The sequence below is a fragment of the Butyrivibrio sp. AC2005 genome (assembly GCF_000424145.1).
Classification (GTDB): Bacteria; Bacillota; Clostridia; order Lachnospirales; family Lachnospiraceae; genus Butyrivibrio.
This window is the reverse complement of the sequence record NZ_AUJI01000022.1, coordinates 93,482-110,269: the sequence shown is the minus strand read 5'-3', so window position 1 is coordinate 110,269 and position 16,788 is coordinate 93,482. Positions and strand designations below refer to the sequence as shown.

The following is a 16,788-nucleotide window of genomic DNA, read 5'->3' as shown; positions in this document are numbered from 1 at the left end:
CGCTACAGTAAATAAACTTATCATGACCGAACTGCTGAAGGATTTTTGATTCTAAAGGCTTTAATGATTTTTGCTCATTCTGATTCCCACCAAAAATTGAAAATGCCAGAGGAATACCGTCTCCATCAATGAAAAGTCCCATCTGAACGATTGGGTTAGGCCGATGTTCCTTGCTTTTGCCATACTTTTTATTACCATCTTCTTGCTCAATTTCGAAATAGAAGTTAGAGCAGTCGTAGTAAAGTATTCGATCATTTCTTTTACCAAAATAGTTGCTGTTCTTAAAAACTTCAGACTGGATAAAATCCGATTCTTCTGCAAGTACTGATAATGCTCTGTAGATATCATGAAGTTCGTATGTAGGAGCTTCAAGGTATGACTGGGCAGCTTTATATGCAGAAAGTTTGCTACGTGGATCAAGGATGCGGTTATAAACCAGGTCAGAAAGAATGGCATTTAAATCGTATTCGTACTGATGACGTTGTTTGATTGTCTTACAGATCTTATCCAGCTGGAGCTTGTAGTAAACAGCCTGAGGAAACAGATAACCGCCTTCAAATAGTTTGCGCTGTGCATAGCCTAATTCTTTATCTGCGTGGAAAACAACCTGAACAGACTTTGTTTTGCGTGCCTGTTTGTACTTCTTGGTTTCGGCAGCAACTTCGCTGCGGCACCAGGCAATAACATCATCACGAGTTGGGCCATGATCCTTTATTAATTCTGAAAGTGTGCCAAGTTTACGGACAGTAGCAGTGGTGCTTTTTCCAGAATTATCAATAAAGGATTTGGAAATATAGAATGATTCTGAATTCTTGGACTTTGAGATTGTAAGTTTCATGAATAGTATCCCCCAGCCCTTATTATAACACATATCGCTATATATTACTATATATTAAGAATAAAAATTTGACAAAAAAATACAGACCAGATGTGGTCTGCAACTATTTTTGATATGATTTAGGTGTCAAACTCCCGCACAGGGGCCAAAAAATATACTAAGCTCACAAACAAAAACCGTTTTAGGAGGTAACAATGAAAAAAAGAGGTATAGCACTTTTACTTTCACTGATGATGACCGCTTCTACTGTAGCAGGCTGCGGATCATCTTCATCATCTGATAAGGCATCAGCTTCATCTTCAGAAGCCCCCGCAGTAGACGCTTCAGCAGAGCTCACACTTCCACTTACAGATGAAAAAGAAACAATCACCGTATGGATGGCCAACGATTCAACAGCAATGGCAAAAAATGGTGGTGACTACAACAACAATCCTTATTTTAAGGAACTGGAGGAGCGCACAAATGTCCATGTAGACTGGCAGGTACCTGCAGCTCAGACAGAATCCGAGCAGTTTAATCTCTTATTTACATCAGGAGAGCTTCCGGATGTAATGTACTATTATCCGGGTCAGAACATCTCATATAAGGATGGTCTTGATGCAGCAGTAGACGATGGATATTTCCTTGATCTGACAGATCTTTTACCTAAATATGCTCCTCACTATCTTGAGGCACTTAAGAAATCAAGCGAGAACGTACAGAAGGCAGCTGTTACAGACGAAGGAAGATATGTTCAGATCTACTCAATTCTTCAGACTTCACAGCCTTCCTTCTATGGATATGTAGTTCGTCAGGACTGGCTTGATGAGCTGGGACTCGATACACCTGAGACCTACGAAGACTGGGAAAACATGCTTACACAGTTTAAGGAGAAATACAATGCATCTGCTCCCCTTAGTCCTTTCCCGGCATGGCTTTGGAACCTGGGAATCGGTATGGGCGTTTACAGTCCTCTCGATTTCTATCAGGAGGATGGAAAGGTTAAGCAGGCAATCGTTGATGAGCCCGAGAAGGTTCGCGAATTCCTTGCTCTTATGAATAAGTGGTACACAGAAGGCCTTATCGATCCTGACTTTGCTTCAGAGACCAATCCCTGGGGTAACTCAGTACTTATGTCAAATGACAGCACAGGCGTAACCTGCACAATGTATACAATTCCTTCAGCATTGTTCCTCCCTTCAATGTCTGATGATAATGCTTCATTCTCAGCTCTTAAGTATCCTGTTCAGAATAAGGGTGATGAGCTGAAGTCAGGCTATGTAGTACCTGATACAAATGCTTCATGGGTTATCTCTGCTGATTGCAAGAATCCTGAGCTCGTTCTTAAGTGGATTGACTACATGTATACAGATGAGGGTGCACTTTTCGGTAACTATGGTAAAGAGGGTGAGACCTTCACAAAGGGTGATGACGGAAAGCCTGTATTTACAGATGTAATATCAAACAATTCAGATGGCCTTTCTTATGACGAGGCAATGCGCATTTACACATATGAGCCTTCATGGCCCGGTATTTACTATGACTGGGAAAGAGAGCTTCAGTTCGTATCTGAGGACGATTTCAAGATGTGTGATACATGGAATGATTTCGATCACGAGGCTACATACTATCCTGCTTATGCTACCATGAACCTTGAAGAGACAGCTGAGTATTCAGATATCTTCTCAGATCTTAGCACTTACATGGAAGAGAATCTTCTCTCCTTTGTAACCGGTTCAAAGAGCCTCAGCGAGTATGATGAGTTCGTTGATACAGTTAAGAGCATGAACATGGAGCGCGTAATTGAGCTCAAGCAGGCTGCTCTTGACAGATTTAATAAGTAACTTAAGTTTTTGGGATAAAAGAAAGAGGGAAACTTTATCGAAAAATAGATTAATATAATAGATTATATAGATAAAAAATGTGTGTACAAAAAAGCTGGCGGAAAAAATCCGTCAGCTTTTTTATATCCCCTCATCCGGCACTTCGTGCCACCTTCCCCCCAAGGGGAAGGCTTTATTATTTGCATTCCTTCCTCAGTTAATAAGGATTTATTTGATGTCTTATACGTTTATCTCTGCGGTGAGGCCAAGCTCTTCTTTGTTCGCTTCAAGAATCGGGTTAACAACTTCGCTTAAGAATCTCTCAACCTGATGAGCGCTGCAACCGGTGTATTTCTTAGGATCCATGCACTCCTTGATTTTTTCCTCAGTCATATGGAAGGCGGGATCCTTAACGATCATTTCAAGAAGGTCATTGTAAAGACCGTCCTTCTTTACATGGTCTCCTGCGATCATTGAGAGCTCTCTGATCTTCTCATGAAGCTCCTGTCTGTTTCCGCCAAGCTTAACAGCATCCATCATGATGTTCTCTGTAGCCATGAAAGGAAGCTCAGACATAAGTCTCTTCTCGATAACCTTGGGATATACAACAAGTCCGTCTGTGACATTCATGCAAAGATCAAGAATACCATCTATTGCAAGGAAGCCCTCGGGAATTGAAAGTCTCTTATTAGCAGAATCATCAAGGGTTCTCTCAAACCACTGTGAGATCTCTGTGATTGCAGGATTAAGTGTATCTACAATCACGTATCTTGAAAGTGAACAGATACGTTCACTTCTCATGGGGTTTCTCTTATATGCCATAGCGGAAGAACCGATCTGCTTAGCTTCATGGGGTTCCTCAACCTCTTTAAGATGCTGAAGAAGTCTGATGTCCTGAGCCATCTTGGTTGCTGAGGATGCAATACCTGCAAGGACATTAACAACCTTCATGTCAATCTTACGGCTGTAGGTCTGACCTGAAACTGCCATGCAGCCCTTAAAGCCCATCTTCTCAGCAAGCATGGGATCGAGCTTATCAACCTTTGTAAGGTCTCCGTCGAAAAGCTCAAGGAAGGAAGCCTGTGTTCCTGTTGTACCCTTTGAACCAAGAAGCTTCATGTTATCAAGAACATAGTCCAGATCCTCAAGGTCAATTGTGAAATCCTGAAGCCACAAGGATGCTCTCTTACCTACTGTAGTAGGCTGTGCAGGCTGAAAATGTGTAAAACCAAGTGTAGGAAGATCCTTGTACTCATCGGCAAACTTTGCAAGACAGCTGATAACATTAAGAAGCTTTCTGCGAACAAGCTTAAGAGCCTCTGTCATGATGATGATGTCTGTGTTATCGCCAACGTAGCAGCTTGTTGCTCCAAGGTGGATAATTCCTGCTGCCTTAGGACACTGCTGACCATATGCATAAACGTGGCTCATTACGTCATGACGAACTTCCTTCTCACGGGCAATCGCTACCTCGTAGTTGATGTCGTCCTGATGGGACTTAAGCTCATCAATCTGTTCCTGTGTAATGTTAAGACCGAGGTCTTTTTCTATTTCAGCAAGGGCAATCCAAAGCTTTCTCCAGGTTCTGAACTTCATGTCCTGTGAAAAAATGTACTGCATTTCCTTGCTTGCGTAACGCTCTGAAAGCGGGCTGCTGTAACGATCTGTACTCATATTAATCCTCCTTTATGCTTCGAACTCTCCTCTAATATCCTCTTCCGGGGGAGCGACGGGATAGTCTCCTGTGAAGCATCCTTTACATATATCAAGTTTATGTCCTACGATCTCCTCGAGGCGTTCCTCCCTGAGATAACCAAGGGAATCCGCTCCGATTATCTCGCAGATCTCATCAATACTTCTGTTATATGCGATGAGCTGCTCTCTTGCGGGAACATCCGTGCCGAAATAGCAGGGCCATAAAAACGGCGGTGAGCTCACTCTCATGTGAACCTCTGTTGCTCCGGCATCTCTTAGCATTCTTACAATTCTGTCGGAGGTTGTTCCGCGGACAATTGAATCATCTATCATGATAACACGTTTTCCCTTAACAGCGTTACCAAGAGCGTTAAGTTTTACCTGTACACTGCTCTCACGGCTCTTCTGTCCGGGCTTTATGAAGGTTCTTCCTATATACTGGTTTTTCACAAAAGCCTGTCCGTAAGGAATTCCTGATTCCATGGAATATCCAAGTGCTGCACAGTTTCCGGATTCGGGAACACCCACAACCACATCTGCCTCAACAGGTGAATCCATGGCAAGGAACCTTCCTGCCTTAATTCTGGATTCATATACGCTCACTCCGTCAAGAACGCTGTCAGGTCTTGCAAAGTAAATATACTCGAAAATGCAATGACCATGCTTTACACTGTTACACATCTGTCTGTTGGACTCTATGCCCTTTTCAGGAGATATGGTAACAATCTCTCCGGGCTCTACATCTCTGATATATTCGGCGTCTATGGTATCAAGGGCGCAGGTCTCAGATGCAAGGATGTAGCAGTTATCACGCTTTCCGATAACAAGCGGTCTGAATCCATTAGGATCCCTCGCACCGATAAGCTTTCTGGGAGACATGATAACAAGGGAATACGCTCCCTTTATCTTCTGCATGGCATTAGCCACCGCCAGTTCTACGTTTGGAGTATTAAGTCTCTCCCTTGCGATGTGGTACGCAATGACCTCGGAATCAATGGTCGTCTGGAAAATTGCACCAGTATATGCCAGCTCCTCCCGAAGCTCCGGTGCATTAACCAGGTTACCGTTGTGCGCCATCGCAAGAGTCCCCTTAACGTAATTAAGGACAAGGGGCTGAGCGTTTTCTCTGGTGCTGCTGCCGGCTGTGGAATATCTCACATGCCCTACACCTATATCACCATGCATCCCTGAAATGATGTCATGATTAAACGCTTCATTAACCAGTCCCATGTCCTTATGACTCGTTACTTTTCCTTTTGGACCCATTGTCTCGCTGACCGCTATACCGCAGCTCTCCTGCCCTCTGTGCTGAAGCGACAACAGTCCGTAATAAATTGAGGGTGCCACATCCGCGCCGTCAAAATCGTACATCCCGAAAACGCCGCACTCCTCGCCAATCTTGTCAGTTTCTTTGTAATAATAATTTGCCATATGTTTACCTATAATAAATAAACTCAAGTTTCTTATTAGACATCCCCTGCCCAACACCAAACATACTACAATATCTTATTCTCATTAGCAACAAAAAAATGGGAGCATTTTCATGCTCCCGGATATCTTTGTTCAAATCGATCAACCATATCAAGAATTTCCTGTCTGTATGCAGGATATTGCCTAACAAGTTCTTCTATCTCAGTCTTGGCATTACCGGCAACAACATCGCGCTTATAATCCATCTGCTTACGAAGAGCCTGACGCTGACCAACCAGCTCGTGGCGGATCTCAACCTCTTCGTTGTGGTTAATAAGAGCAATAGCCTGATGAACCCATATCTCAGGATCCTTGATGCGGTACTTTCTAAGAGTAAATACAAGTGCCCTCTGATTGGCATCAAGCTCCTGAGTTGCCGCAGCATATCTCTCACGCTCTTTTTTCTCCAATAAATACTTATTATAGAGACTTGTGAGCTCCCTGGAATTTGAAATGCCATATTTAAGGCATTCGTAGTCAATAAGATTCTTGTTATTCACATACCTTATCTTAACAGTATTCTGTAGCTGAATAAGTCTTGCCATACTGTTAAGTACAACCTTTTTCTCCCTTCGCTGCTCATGAATCTTCTGATTTATGAAAAAGAAGGATACGGCCGCTACTACAATAGCAACCATATAGCCATAGGTTACATTAAGCTTAAATGCAAGTGACAGAATCGCCAAGACAAGCGTTATAAAGCCAAGCGCCCCTGCAATTACCAGCATAAGCTTTTGCATGTTATCCAGAGAAATCTCGATTTCAGCCTTTCTGAATTCGTACGCTTTTCTCTCATCATCAAGTCTTCGAAGGTCATTCTTTACCTTTTTCTGGTGCTCCTCAGCATCCAGCAGTGCCTTAGCTCCCTTTTTTGCGTCATTATGCAGGCGTTCCATCTTTTCATATTCCTGGTCCGTCATCCTGCTCTTGCGCTTATTGAATCTCTTTTGCAGCTCTTCACTGTCTATGATGCGCTTTGCGCACTCGTTAACTTCTTCCCTGTTTTCAGGTGGAAGTGCATCAATTTCCTCCATATCACGAAGATGCGATGTCACAACACGGTATTCAAACTGCAGTGAATCCATGTCGCGGCTGGCCTCAGCCATCTGCTGAAGGCAGTTCTGCACATATTCGCGTCGCTGAGCAGGATCGTCTATATCGATATTCTTCCTGGAGTAGGCAATATCGTTCCAATTCTCAAGCTCATTTTGCTGATGGCGCTCTATACGATATGTATCTTTTTTCTTAAAAAAATCAAAGAACCCCATTACTCAACTAATCCCCGGTACTCTTCCTTCATATCCTCGGTAATTCTGTCTATCTCCTCGTAATACTCACTCATCTTGGCCCCTGAGCGGTACAATTCGAGACTTCGTATCTTGAAATTAGCACTGCTGGCATCATAGAGATCATTCGCTTCATCCATGCGCTGCTCCAGCTTAAGAGACAGATTGTGCGCCTCCTTGTGGTTACTCACAAAGGACACGTATTCCTTTTCATTCATGGTCATTCGCTTGGCAGCAAGAAATCCCAGATAGGACTCATCATCTCCGCCGTCCTCCCAGGCTTTATAGAAAAACTCAGCCGCTCTGTCATACATGAAAAGGTGTGCAAACATAACACCCTGGTTATGCTCAATTTTGGCGCGGACATTTTTATCAAGGTCCGATACCTGTTTAGTAAGATATCCCAGCTCAGCAAAGGCCTGCTTAAGATGCCCCTGCTTCATCAAAAAGTCTGCTCTCGCCATACGCTTGTCGAAAACGTCCATGCCGGCGTTGTTCTTAAGTATCTCCTCGGTATTATCCACCTCTTCCTTGGTAGAATATCCCACGTACTCAAGAAGAAGACCTGCAAAGGAGGCCGCCGAACAGTTATGAACCAGCATTTTCCTAAGTTCATCCGATAGCTTGGAAAGTCCAAGCTCATCGCCTATCCAGTCCACAAGCCCCATCTCGAAGGAATCCGAATCCATCAAAAATGCATTCTGAGTAATGCAGTAGCAAAGCTCCTCAATTGAATAGATTCGTCTTCCGATTTTTTCCATATAATATGGTTTTAATGCGTACCTTCCGGTACAAAGAATTAAATCGCTCATACCGGAATCACCTCATCCCAAAACATTCCCGAGTTTTCGAAAAGTTCGCCAAAGCCCATGTCCTCCACATGAATGTTGACTTTATCGGCAGCACTCATCACTACCTTCATGCGAAGTCTTGTGGTTCTCGGCGGACGTTCCGGAAGCCCTTCAAGATCAATTCTGTGTATATGTTTTTCCCCTTCCGTAAGAGGAGTTATCATTATATCTATGGCATTTTCATCATCCAAAATAACATCAAGTCCAGTGCTCAGATCATACCAGTTCTCACCTGCATCAAGAAGTGCATGGTACACCTGCTGCCCCTGCTTTTTCACCATCATTCCCACATTGGATTTGAGCTTTCCTCCGTCAAGAAGGACGTACTTCTCCATTCGTCCACTGGGACCAACCTTCTCTCTTGCAGCTATGCTGGCACCCTTGCTGAAAAGATTATTCCCCTGGAATACACGCCTTGTTCTGCACAAAAACTCCAGGGATTTCTGCATCCACTGCTCCCTGAAGCCTTCTCCAAGAAGGAAAACAGAGCTTACAATTCTGCCCTCCATTGTTTTTTCCGAAAACTCAAGGAATTTGTTATCGAGTCTGGCAACCTGCTCTGCACGGTCATTTGCATTATCCGAAAGCCTGCCCTCAGAAAGTGCCATTTCATCGTAGGAATATTTATCGATGGTTACAACTACAGGCTTTGTCCTGTGATTCAATTTCATGTCGTAAACCATCATCTCCCCGAAGCTGTAATCGCAGGCAATTACTGCATGTGATAACAGGTCATCCGGCTGATAAAGCATATAGTGATAGAGACTGTCCTCATAGCTCTGATAAAAGACATTCTTAACGGGAAGTGACAGGGCACCTGTTACTTCAGACAGCACCTCGATCATTCTGGTGTCCATATTTCTTGTAGTGAAAGCTATTGCATCAACCATATCCATGGACATTTCCATAGAAAGAAGTGATAGGGTTCTTTTAACGAAAAGTGTAAGAAGCGATACCGGATCGTAGCCTGTACCGTCTACGTTAACACGCTTTCCCATTCTGGCATTCTCTATGAGACAGTCTACACGTACTGCCTCGTCTGCCTCAATTTTGGCCAGGGCCTCCTTACCGTAGAACCACTGGTTTACTTCCTTCCTCTTGGCAAGGACTGTGGGAATATTGTAGGCCTCTGCACCTGCAAGGACAGAGAGAGTCTCGGGGAGGTCGGAATCGGAGGCAAGAAAACTGATCTGCGAGACTTCTTCTCCCAGATCGTAGCCAAGTACATATCTTCTTGCGGTTTTTGTTTCTTTGAATATTGACATGTTTCAGGTTCCCCTCATCCGCCCTTCGGGCAGCTGTCTTCGATTATAGATTTTGGAATGCTTTACTTTGCCCCTCATCCGGCGCTTCGCGCCACCTGTCTTCGCTCCGCTTCGGTCCGCGCAAAGCAATCGTCCCCCGGACGATTTACGCCCCCGGAGGGGGAAGGCATTAAAAATATTTATCCTCCCCTTGAAAATGTTCATCTTCAAAGGGGAAGGCTTTATTATTTTCATCCATCCATAGGGAAGGCTTTAAATTGTTCTAAATAATTTATTAGTTAAGAAGCGCTTCTTGTAATACTCCGACAGGAGTCTGTCGACGGTGTCGTAGTCCTGTAGTGTCTTACCGATCATAATATCATTTATGATGGAGTATCTTCCTGCGGCGGTCTCCTGAACTATATCGCTCTTGGAGATGGTACCGCTCTCGGTCAGCTTCTCGCCTCGACCGTTGTAATTCTCCTCGGTGATGTAGTATTGAATCTGCTCACCAAAGAAAATGATAAAGTCTGCATCATATATGCCAGGATACATCTCCTGCATAGGCTTGGTCTTATAATCCTCGGTATCATCCTCACTACTGATGTAGTGAACGATGCACTTGGTACCGGGTGTCGTGCGATACTCGACAATTGATTTGTCGCAGAACTGATGCATCTCTGCAAACTCGCTCTGATAATGCATAAAGAACGAGAAATAAATATCCTTATCAAGAAGCTCCATAAGGAACTCTTTTATTATTTCATTGTAAGGCTTTAGCTCATCGTGTCCTGTCTCGGTGAAGCTCTTAAGATAAGCCATCTTGCAAACAACAGGGAGCTCAGCACCTGACTTGGCAAGCTCACCGATACGCTGAAATACATATGTATCGGTCACCATATTATCAACAAAATAGTCGTGGGCACACTTGGCAAGGAAGGCCTTTTCAAGCTTGTCCCCACCACCGCTCTTTTCAACATAGCCTCTGAAAAGCGCGATCTTATCGCCTATATGCGCTCCAGTGTAGAGTATCTGCGTAAGCATTCTCTTCGAGAGTTCAAACACATCAACGCCCTGGTTGCTGGCTATTTTCCACAGATCCCTCATTTCCTTGATGGTGCCTGTGTAGCTGTCACAGAGGAAAGTAATAAGCTGCGAGTCATACTTCGAATTGGAAAAAGCGTGCCATGCTATCTTGGCATTTGCTTCAGTATTTTCAAAGGACTCATTGTCCATAAGTCTTCCGCACAGCCTCATTACAACTCTCGGATCAAGCTTATAGGTTCCGAATCTGCTCACAAGTTTATACGCCATGTTGTAGTTACCGGACATAACCATAAGCTCAAACATGGCTGTTCTGTCAGTTGTTCCAAGTCTCTCGGTATCAACCTCATCCAGATACTCCGAAAGCTGTCTCTCGAAGCTGTTATCATAGTAGAATCTTATAAGACTCTCTCTGATTCTATGTCTGCAAATGCTGCGAATCTGCGGATCACTTGCGAGAGCCCTGTATCTTCCCACATTTTCCATAGTAATGGTGTAAGAATTTTTCTCAATCTCACAAAGGAAAAGCTCTATACTCTCCTCGCCCTTCTTAATGTAAGGAACAGCATAGGATGCAAGCTGTCCGACAAGCATAAGCTTGGAATTAATATAAGGTATACCCTCTGCAAATCTGTTGTCATCAGCATCTGCAAGGAAAACTGAATAATCACTTCCATATAAAGGAACATAAGCAAGGCCGTTAGCCAGTGGATACTCAAGCTCCTTCTCAAGCTTATCGTATACGACGATAACCTTAGTCATGCGCTTATTGTCGGTCTTTATCTCATTACTGAAGAGAATACGCATTACTTTATCGCAGTTACCCGCATCAACCATCTGTCTGGTGAGAAGGTTTTTATACAAATATCCGAGATCCTTGTTTATACGGCCTCTGTCGAGCTGTTCCAGCAGGTACTTCTCAATCTGAAGTCTGTAGGAATCGTAAAGATCGGGATACTCATCCCTGTGCTCGTGGAGATACCTGTAAAGTATGGCATTTTTCTCATAGTCAAGATTACTCTGATATGAAAAGAACATCAGCACCATCTTAGAGATTTCACATGGAAGCATTCCATCCTCATCAAGATAGATGGATGCCATGTAATATTCATAAAGCCTCGTGATGTGAAGCTCTTCCTCAACTCCCAGAGCATACCAGTCAAAGGCCTCGGGATCAGTCCTGTTGCCCTTTATCAAAAGTGAGCAGACTGCCTCGAGAGATTCCCTGTCCTGTCTCTCCTCATAGCAGGCCATAAGGATCTTAAGAAGTCTCTCGTTATAGTTCCTCTCCCTGGCCCCAAGATAAATAACCTGATCCATGAGAAGAGGCTGGAGAATTCCCTTTTTCACACCATATTTAAGTGCCTGCAGCTCGAAATCTCCGGGCTTTGAAAGCATTGTAGGAGTTTCCGTCATGAGATTAAGAGCCTCAATATAAAGAATCGGACTTCTGCAGCCCTCGTTAAACTGCTGCTCCAGTAAAATCCATCTGCTGGTAGGGCTGGACGAATATTCTTCCGATATGTACAAAAGCAGCCATGCTATACGCCAGTCAGCTGAATTCCTCGAGAATATTCCCTCCATCATGCGTGATACTTCATTTGTCGAGTATTCATCACGCTCAACAAGGGTTGTCAGATAAAGATAATAGCAAAACAGCGTATCATTATCCGGATATTCATCCTCAAGTACAGTCTTCATCTGATCGAGGATCCACTTACCCTCGCTGACTCTCCCTGCAGTAATAAGATACTGGGATGTATAAAGTCTGAATGCCGGATCCTTGGCATCCGTGGCATTCATCTTATTTACAAGTCTTCCGGTCTCTGCAATCCAGTCCCTGGAGCCGATCTTCTTGGCTCTGAAATCCTCATAAAGCTTCACAAGCTCAACAGTGAGCTTCTTCTTCTCCATCTCGATGGTACTGAGGTGCTCTATTCCTAAGTTGACCCTTACGGTTATCGGAATTTTCACCTCTACATAAGGAGTGCGGAAAATAATAGCTCCAAAGTTATTACCATCATGCAACAGAGAAGCATCTATTCTGAATTTGAAAAAGCAATTGTTACCGATAAAGTCGTTGTCAGACAGCTCTGAAGAATCAGAGGACATAAAATTGCCGTCAAATTCCACTTCAAGCTTAGTATATCCCCAGCCATTACGGACAAGCATTATCGTATGCTCTGAATCAGCTGGCGGATTGTCCACCTCAATTACCGGTCTGTCCGGAATATATTCAATAGGCTGCTTCTTTTTAATGGAGATAAGGAACTCCTCCATATTGGCTTCTGAGCCGGGAACAGCACTAAGACCACGATAAAGGCTCTCAAACCCCGGCTCGTTTTCCTCAAAGACTTCTATAAACTCCTCTGAGTAAAAGATCTTTTTAGCCTCATCCCAGTCATTTTTAGCTACATTAACGAAGTGGAACATGTTGCGGATAGGTCCCATGCTTGACATAACATGGCTAATCTCTACGTTCACAACAAAAGGAAGCTGATATTCACCCTGATTGGAAATGACGTTAAACTCGCCCTTAATGGCATCTCCGGGGCTTAGCCCTGTACCATCAAAGCGATATCCAACCTCAAATTCGTATCCGGAAAAATCAGCTGTGAGAACCTCCATACGAAGCTCAGAGGTCGAAATAAGCCCCTGCACTGCTTTGTCCTTAGGTCCATAGATAATAAAGCTTCCCTCAGAAATCTCGCCCGGCTTGATATTCAGCTCCAGACGCGGAAGAGAAAAACTTAATGATCTTTCTGTATTCTCAAATTGTCCATTTAAAATTCGGTCAATAACACTATTCACTAAAAAGATTCCCCAAAGAAAACATATTCCAAAATATTATAACATAAAATGTTTTTTTGGGTCAGATTATCAATATAAACTATTGATATAATCTGTCAGCTTTTTTCTGTCATAGTAATTATCAGGATTTGAAATATAATAATCAGGCTCCGCGCCGCGGTCGATATCGTAGAAGCTTCCATTTTTCACAAAGGACAGCTGGTAAGGACTGGACATCTGGAAGATCTGTCCTGCTGCACTTGACATAGGAAGAACAGCGCAGGAACCACCACCGGAGGTCTGCCCCAGGAGCGTTACCATATGACTGCTCTTGAAGATGCATGGAACAAAGTTTCCGCATGAAAAGCTTAAAGGTGATTCTATGCAGTACAGGTTGTAATCTGACAAATAGTCCTTCTCGTTATACTTATGATCAAGATTGGCATCTACATAGAAAAAGTCTGTCGTAAGTGCTCCTGTCAAGGTATTCCTTATGGAGTATCTTCCAAGTCCCAGGAACATGCCTACTACAAAGCTTGCAGACTGTATGTTACCACCGACATTCATCGACAGGTCAAGCACCACATTCTTGACAGGACTGTTTTTTCGTGTAATCTGCGAAAAGCTATAAAGCATGATACCTATGGTATCATCAGAAGCTTCGGTGGGCTTTTTCCTATAGTAATCAAGCTCGGGCACAGCAGGTGTAAAACTATCAAAGGTGATATATGCTGTGTTGCCAATCTCCTCATAGAAAGGAACCCCTTTAGGATAGTACCGTTCCCTGACTACCCCGAATTTTTCCTCAATCATGTTGTAAATCAAGTCAGCACTGCCTTCAGCCTCATCAAATTCAACTTTTCCATTAGTATAAGTAGGTGCAAGAAAAACAGTATGCAAATCATCAATGTGAACGGTCAAAAGTTCGTTGAGGGAGTTATCAACATCATTAGGATCAGTACTCAGCATTCCCTCTTTAATACCTGTATTATCAAAAAGCGTGTCAAAATCCTTTATTCCGTGTATATCCTTTAACCCATAAAGATGATCCATTGCCAGGCAAAGTTCATTATAGGAAAAGGCAGCCATCTCCTCCGATAGCTCCTCATTGTAACCGGAATAATAAAGTTCACCCAGCCTGGTAATATTGTCGTCGTCATCTATAAAGCCCATGTAAGGCATGATAATCACGGACTCCTCATTATAGAGAATGTTCAGATACGTGGGTGATACAAGAAAATCCCCAACTGTAGCAAGAGGAAGAAAACATCCTTTATCAGTCCGGACTATATCAATATCATAGTCGGAAAGGTTAAGCGTAATCTCATCCCCATATCTCTCGTATGCATAATCCGAATGCATAAAAAGTTCTGTAGTGCCTTCATCATTTTCTTCAAATTCACCAAGCATATCAATCAGTCTTACTGAATTTGGCGGCATCATGAACGCATCATAATCAAGGAAGTTTATGGTATCCTTATCAGCATCAACTATCATAGAGTAATCTGTTTCCCTGGTAAGTGTCGCTTTGCTCCCTTCTTCTGAATACTCAAAATCATATTTATCCGGATAACCTAAATAATCCCCGATCTGCTTTAGAAGATATCCCGTATCCTTCACGGAAATATATGGTACAGAATTTGACTTGTCAAAAAAATACAGCTCAATATCCTCATTGCTTTCAGTATCAGCTATATAAAGAGGAAATTCCTTTTTCGTTCCTTCAGATTTTTGACTCCCCTTGATTCCTGCAGCAGCTGCAGTAGTTCCACTGTTTATAGTAAAAAGCCCTGCTGTCATGGATAATGTGCATACTGTTGCAATAATTCTCTTTGAAAAATTCTTCATCATATTTCCCTCATAAGAAATGAATTATTCTGCATTTTCATTATCCATTATCAATATTAAATAAGGCTAAAAGGTATATTAATTTATGATAAAAACAAAGACACCCATGAAATAAATCATGAGTGTCTCTGCTTTCTTATGGCAAGCGTCAGGTTAAATTACTTAACCTTCTTGATTTTCTTTACACTTGACCAGTCTGAGTAGTACTTAACACCGCCTTCTTCAACGTATGTTCTTACTCTTACATAATACTTCTTGCCAGCCTTAAGCTTCTTAACTTCAATAGAGCCAGCCTTTTTCTTATCAAACTTAACCTTCTTAGCTTTCTTGGAAGCTTTCTTAACATTCTTATCGAAGTCTTTGCTTGTTGATACCATTACTTCATAGCCATCAACATCCTTAACCTTCTTGAATGTAGCCTTGGCAGTCTTCTTTGCAGGAGATTCTACAGAGCGAAGCTTGGTCTTTTTGCCGTTCTGTCTGATTTCAGCTGTAAGTTCAAACTTAGCTGCTGCTGCCTCATCAGAATTTGTTACCAGGATAAACCATTCTTCATCCTTCTTAACATCAACTTCCTCATCCTTTTCAGCATCCTTAGCCAAATTATCAATAGGATAACGTTTTGTAGCTTCCTGAGCATCCTTCTTGAAAACTTCTACCCAAACTTTTTTGACTGTTTCTGTAGCCTTTACAGTAACATGGAACTTTCCATCGATACCTGATTTAATTTTGTATACAGCAGCATTCTTCATCTTAGGCTGCGTCTTCATAAGTTCTGCCAGTTGCTCTTCACTAGGTTTTTCAGCATTAGCATCCGGCTTCGGCTCAGGTTCAAGAGTTACTGTAACAGCCTTTCCATTCTCTAATTGAACTGCTTCAGCCTGCAATTTTGCAATTATATCCTTATTTAGACTCAACTCATCAGCATCCTTGGGTGGATCTATTGTTTCTGCATAGGCTGTGATCGCAGGTGCCATAGGAACTGCGAATGTTGATGCTGCTACAACACCTGCCATATAAATTGCCAGTCTTCTTGAAATCTTTTCGAATACTCTCATAAGAATTCCCTCCTTTTAAAGAAAAAAAGTGAAAAAAAACCGGGGAATTATTTCCCCGGTCACTTTTGAGTATAATCATGTGTTTTGCTGTAGTCAACAACATTGAAACAATTTATGATTTTATAAGTTTTGTTTTTGAATAATTTATAAACTCTAATCAATCTAGCCAAACATAATGCTGATTTTTTGGTAAAAATAGAGCATCACTTAATTTGAATTTGAACATGTTTTCAACTATACATAAGTCTTAATCATTCCTGTTTAATTCCTTCAGGCTCATAGAAATCTTTAATCAAAAGTGCCCGTATGCATTTGGGTATATCTTTACGCTCATCCCTAACTGATAAAGTATCATATACTGATTTACTTGCATCTTTTGAAAAAATAAAATCGATTATTTCCCCACCACCACTTTTGTTTACAGATGAATCTTCTACGCGCAATGTCATAGGAATAAACCTATTAGGCATTATATTTCCGTTATTATCAGTTTGCTGTACCAATCCCAAAGTGAACTCCAAATTAGTAACACTTAATTTATATGTTATAAAAAGGAGTGTGCGGTTAAACACACTCCTCAATTTTTTTGTTAAGAGTTTTCTGCTGGTTGTCAGCCTTGGCATCCAGTTAAGATGCCTTAAAGGTGCAGAAATAATTAAGTCCCCTGCCTGGACTACAACGTTTATCCCCATTGCTGGGCTCGATACCTGCAAATGGTATCTTATGAGATGGAAAGATTACCCTGCTCCATCCGCAGCACAACTTTTTACGATGCTCTTACATCGGAAACATCTCTGTTTCTACTCTCATTATATCGACAGGAATATAAAAATCAATGCACATTTTATACCAAAACAATCTA

The 16,788-nt window shown here is 42.4% G+C and carries 11 protein-coding genes; 1 reads left to right on the top strand and 10 read right to left on the bottom strand.

What is annotated here, in order from left to right; genetic code table 11:
* On the bottom strand, positions 1-838 hold an 838-nt coding region (locus G602_RS0107500; RefSeq protein ID WP_026658443.1), incomplete at its 3' end, for an IS1634 family transposase.
* Positions 839-1,032: 194 nt separating this feature from the next.
* Here G602_RS0107500 and G602_RS0107495 point away from each other — a divergent pair.
* Positions 1,033-2,661: an extracellular solute-binding protein gene (locus G602_RS0107495; RefSeq protein ID WP_026658442.1), complete on the top strand. Its 1,629-nt coding sequence runs from the start codon at positions 1,033-1,035 to the stop codon at positions 2,659-2,661.
* A 219-nt stretch (positions 2,662-2,880) separates the two neighbouring features.
* Here G602_RS0107495 and purB read toward each other — a convergent pair whose 3' ends face one another.
* From purB to G602_RS0107450, 9 genes are all read right to left on the bottom strand, one after another.
* A complete protein-coding gene (purB, locus tag G602_RS0107490) occupies positions 2,881-4,314 on the bottom strand; it encodes an adenylosuccinate lyase (protein ID WP_026658441.1) in 1,434 nt (477 codons plus the stop codon).
* Positions 4,315-4,326: 12 nt separating this feature from the next.
* Entirely contained in the window at positions 4,327-5,766 is a 1,440-nt protein-coding gene (purF, locus tag G602_RS0107485; protein WP_026658440.1) for an amidophosphoribosyltransferase, read from the bottom strand.
* A gap of 110 nt (positions 5,767-5,876) precedes the next feature.
* Complete coding sequence (locus G602_RS0107480; RefSeq protein WP_026658438.1) at positions 5,877-7,073, bottom strand: hypothetical protein; 1,197 nt, start codon at positions 7,071-7,073, stop codon at positions 5,877-5,879.
* The gene (locus tag G602_RS0107475) at positions 7,073-7,903 is read right to left on the bottom strand and encodes a hypothetical protein (protein ID WP_026658437.1); all 831 of its coding nucleotides are present in this window, start codon (positions 7,901-7,903) and stop codon (positions 7,073-7,075) included. Before G602_RS0107475 ends, G602_RS0107480 begins: the two co-directional genes overlap by 1 nt.
* Positions 7,900-9,207: a DUF5716 family protein gene (locus tag G602_RS0107470; RefSeq protein WP_026658436.1), complete on the bottom strand. Its 1,308-nt coding sequence runs from the start codon at positions 9,205-9,207 to the stop codon at positions 7,900-7,902. Before G602_RS0107470 ends, G602_RS0107475 begins: the two co-directional genes overlap by 4 nt.
* Before the next feature lie 252 nt (positions 9,208-9,459).
* Positions 9,460-13,041, bottom strand: coding sequence for a DUF5717 family protein (locus G602_RS31390; protein ID WP_026658435.1), 3,582 nt, complete (start codon positions 13,039-13,041; stop codon positions 9,460-9,462).
* Between the two features lie 69 nt (positions 13,042-13,110).
* Entirely contained in the window at positions 13,111-14,871 is a 1,761-nt protein-coding gene (locus G602_RS0107460; RefSeq protein ID WP_044931417.1) for a S41 family peptidase, read from the bottom strand.
* A gap of 155 nt (positions 14,872-15,026) precedes the next feature.
* Positions 15,027-15,926: a hypothetical protein gene (locus G602_RS0107455; protein ID WP_026658433.1), complete on the bottom strand. Its 900-nt coding sequence runs from the start codon at positions 15,924-15,926 to the stop codon at positions 15,027-15,029.
* Between the two features lie 251 nt (positions 15,927-16,177).
* Entirely contained in the window at positions 16,178-16,618 is a 441-nt protein-coding gene (locus G602_RS0107450) for a hypothetical protein (RefSeq protein ID WP_026658432.1), read from the bottom strand.
* Positions 16,619-16,788: the final 170 nt, after the last annotated feature.

Bases quoted from the DNA above. Each gene is read 5' to 3' on its own strand.
- G602_RS0107470 (WP_026658436.1), bottom strand. From the start codon at position 9,207: ATGTCAATATTCAAAGAAACAAAAACCGCAAGAAGATATGTACTTGGC.
- G602_RS0107480 (WP_026658438.1), bottom strand. From the start codon at position 7,073: ATGGGGTTCTTTGATTTTTTTAAGAAAAAAGATACATATCGTATAGAG.
- G602_RS0107495 (WP_026658442.1), top strand. From the start codon at position 1,033: ATGAAAAAAAGAGGTATAGCACTTTTACTTTCACTGATGATGACCGCT.
- G602_RS0107450 (WP_026658432.1), bottom strand. From the start codon at position 16,618: ATGGGGATAAACGTTGTAGTCCAGGCAGGGGACTTAATTATTTCTGCA.
- G602_RS0107460 (WP_044931417.1), bottom strand. From the start codon at position 14,871: ATGATGAAGAATTTTTCAAAGAGAATTATTGCAACAGTATGCACATTA.
- G602_RS0107455 (WP_026658433.1), bottom strand. From the start codon at position 15,926: ATGAGAGTATTCGAAAAGATTTCAAGAAGACTGGCAATTTATATGGCA.
- purB (WP_026658441.1), bottom strand. From the start codon at position 4,314: ATGAGTACAGATCGTTACAGCAGCCCGCTTTCAGAGCGTTACGCAAGC.
- purF (WP_026658440.1), bottom strand. From the start codon at position 5,766: ATGGCAAATTATTATTACAAAGAAACTGACAAGATTGGCGAGGAGTGC.
- G602_RS0107475 (WP_026658437.1), bottom strand. From the start codon at position 7,903: ATGAGCGATTTAATTCTTTGTACCGGAAGGTACGCATTAAAACCATAT.